This is a genomic window from Oscillatoria sp. HE19RPO (assembly GCF_024220515.1).
Taxonomy (GTDB): Bacteria; Cyanobacteriota; Cyanobacteriia; order Cyanobacteriales; family Laspinemataceae; genus Laspinema.
The window spans coordinates 1-2714 of the sequence record NZ_JAMXOT010000476.1; the positions used below are offsets into that span (position 1 = coordinate 1).

General features: G+C 45.1%; 1 protein-coding gene. It reads right to left on the reverse strand.

Annotated elements, in window-relative coordinates:
- A partial coding sequence (locus NG833_RS29805) for a DUF4114 domain-containing protein (protein WP_254568887.1) occupies window positions 1-1851 on the reverse strand: 1851 nt, incomplete at its 3' end.
- Window positions 1852-2714: the final 863 nt, after the last annotated feature.

Consider the following 2714-nt stretch of genomic DNA (forward strand, 5'->3'; position numbering starts at 1 on the left):
AACAGGTTCAGATGGTTGTTCGGCAACAGGTTCAGATGGTTGTTCGGCAACAGGTTCTTCCGGCTGTTCAGCAACAGGTTCTTCCGGGTCAGAGGGAGTTTCTGGTTCTGAGGGCTGTTCAGCAACAGGTTCTTCCGGGTCAGAAGGAGTTTCTGGTTCTGAGGGCTGTTCAGCAACTGGTTCTGAGGGCTGTTCAGTAACTGGTTCTGAGGGCTGTTCAGCAACAGGTTCTTCCGGAATTTCCGGTTCTTCGACTACAGGTTCTTCAGGAATTTCCGGTTGTTCAGAAATAGGTTCTTCAGGAATTTCCGGTTGTTCAGAAATAGGTTCTTCTAATTGTTGCGAGGTGACATATTCAATCAACTCCTGACCCAATTCTGTGCCGCGCCAATCTTTACCTGCGGCGACCATATCATCCATTAAGGCAGCTTTGCCTGTGGCTCCTCGGAATTGTAAAACGATGTCGTTATAGTCTTTATCGCTCCCTCCATCAACTCGAATATCTTCCCAAGCAAAGGCACTGCCATCTCCCGTAATATCGGCAATTTGTCCGAAGTGATAGCCATCATTCGGATTGGCTGTTGCTAGGGAAAATAATGGACGCAATGCACCGCCAGCATTGGGATTATCTAACACCTGCTGTACGGTTCCATTGGGGACTAACATCAGGAAAAATTCATCTCCCGGTCGCATCATAAAGGTTTTTACCCCTTGATACTCCCCAGAATTATAATTGTGTTCCCCTAAGCGTCCACTAAATCTTGCGCCTTCGATGTTGTCATCAATGACCATATAACCCCGTTCAGAATTACTGGCAGCGCGAGAAATAGCTTCTAAAACAAACTCTCTTGAACTGGGGTCCAGTCCTTCCATTCCCGATAAACTGACAATGGAAATTTGTCCTTTATATGCACCGCCATCAAAAAGCAAATCTACTTCGACTTTGCCGGTTTTTCCAACTGTGAAGGTACCAGACTCAAATTTCGGTTGCAGATTGCTCAAGTCGGCATCGGCGACTAATTCACTCTCTTCGGTATCGGTTTCTTCGAGGAGTTCGTCGGTTTCTTCTATTTCTTCGTTACTGCTGTTATTCTCGGTTTCAGCAATGCCGTCTGATTCACTCTCTTCCTCGGCAAGGTTCTCGGGTTCGGCAGTTTCGGTATCCTCAGCATCGGTTTCGTCGGTTTGACTGTCAACTGTCTCTAGTTCGTCATTCCCCGTTTCTTCCGATGTCTCAATTTCATTCGTTGCCGGGTCTAAATCCTCTTCCCCGATTTCAGTTTCGTCCGTTGCAGCAGTTTCAAACTCTTCCTCTGCTTCTACCTCTTCCGTCTCGCTGAGGACCTCTTCCTCGGGGTCGATCGCCGTTTCATCCCCGGTATTCTCGTCACTTTCGCCGTCAGTTTCAATAAACTCTACATCCTCTACCTCTTCAGGGGTGGGATCCGAGTTGTCGGTAATATCGGTTACAGCATCAATCTCACTGTCGCTACTGGGTCCGTCGGCGATCGCCTCTTCCCCCTCTAAATCAAAAAATGGCAGTTCCTCTAACTCTTCATCCCCAAAGGTTGTTTCTGTACTGCCTTCTCCAACAACCTCTACATCATCCCCATCGGACTCCTCTCCAGAGAATTCCTCTGCACCCTCGCCGTCCTCTTCTGTTACATCCCAGTCTAAATCCTGTTCCTCAATGAATTCTGACTCCTCTGTGCTTTCGATGTCATCAAGCACTATTCCGGTGGGGGTTCTCATCGTCTCCAGACGCATTGCTGGACCTTGATACCGTTTAGATTGCGGTTTGAATCCAGTCGCTTCGGAACGTTTTTTGAAACCAGAAAATAAGTTAAACATGAGTCACCAATTCCTCAGTAATAGATGCAGGTTTTATCGATAACCTCCCTGAAATTGGGGTTCAGCAAGGCTTTGGTTGGACGAGGGCTAACCCTAGATTCAGATAAGGGTTCAAACTGGCCTGGATATCAGCTAAAAATCATGGAAAAGTCAGCAATAATAACCACTCCAGAGATTGATGGACTGGTTTAAACTATTAATTTTTTAGCTAATTTTTAATTATCTCTTTCTAAATAATTATTATATGAGCCACTGTTTTCCCTGTCAATAGCTCATCTCCTATTTTCGGGATTTTTTCAAAAAAATCTGAACAAGATGAATGAAGCGCTGATGATTTCCGTAATTTTACACAAACACAATGCTTCCTTTTTAAGAAACAGTTATTTTATTTCCGTAATCTTACATAGAAAATACAGACTTTTTAAGAAGCAGTTAGTAAAATTGTTATTCCAGCACAGCACCCGGAAATCTCTGCCTTTGAAACCAACAAAAAAAGCGCTTTAAAAACGGGTTTCTGATATTCGATGAGGTTGAAGGAAGCGCTGTCCAGTGAGGGGCTAATTCATTGGTTGGGTTTACGGACAGCGTTGTCCGTAGAATATCTCTAGTTGAAGACAGACTGAGTTCGATGGAGGAGTTGAGGAATAGATCCCTAGTCCGGGGGTACTATAAAGGTGAGAAACCAGATTTCTGTCCTAATCTGTTGCTAATCATCCACATTTTTGTTAAGGAACCTGGTTTCTTGTCCTAGTCCGGGGGTACTATAGGGGATTGCAAAATATAAATCATCCAACCGTTCAACTGATGAAAGGAAGGTATGTGTAGGGGCGCAATGCTTGCGCCCCAGGGGCGCAAGCATTGCG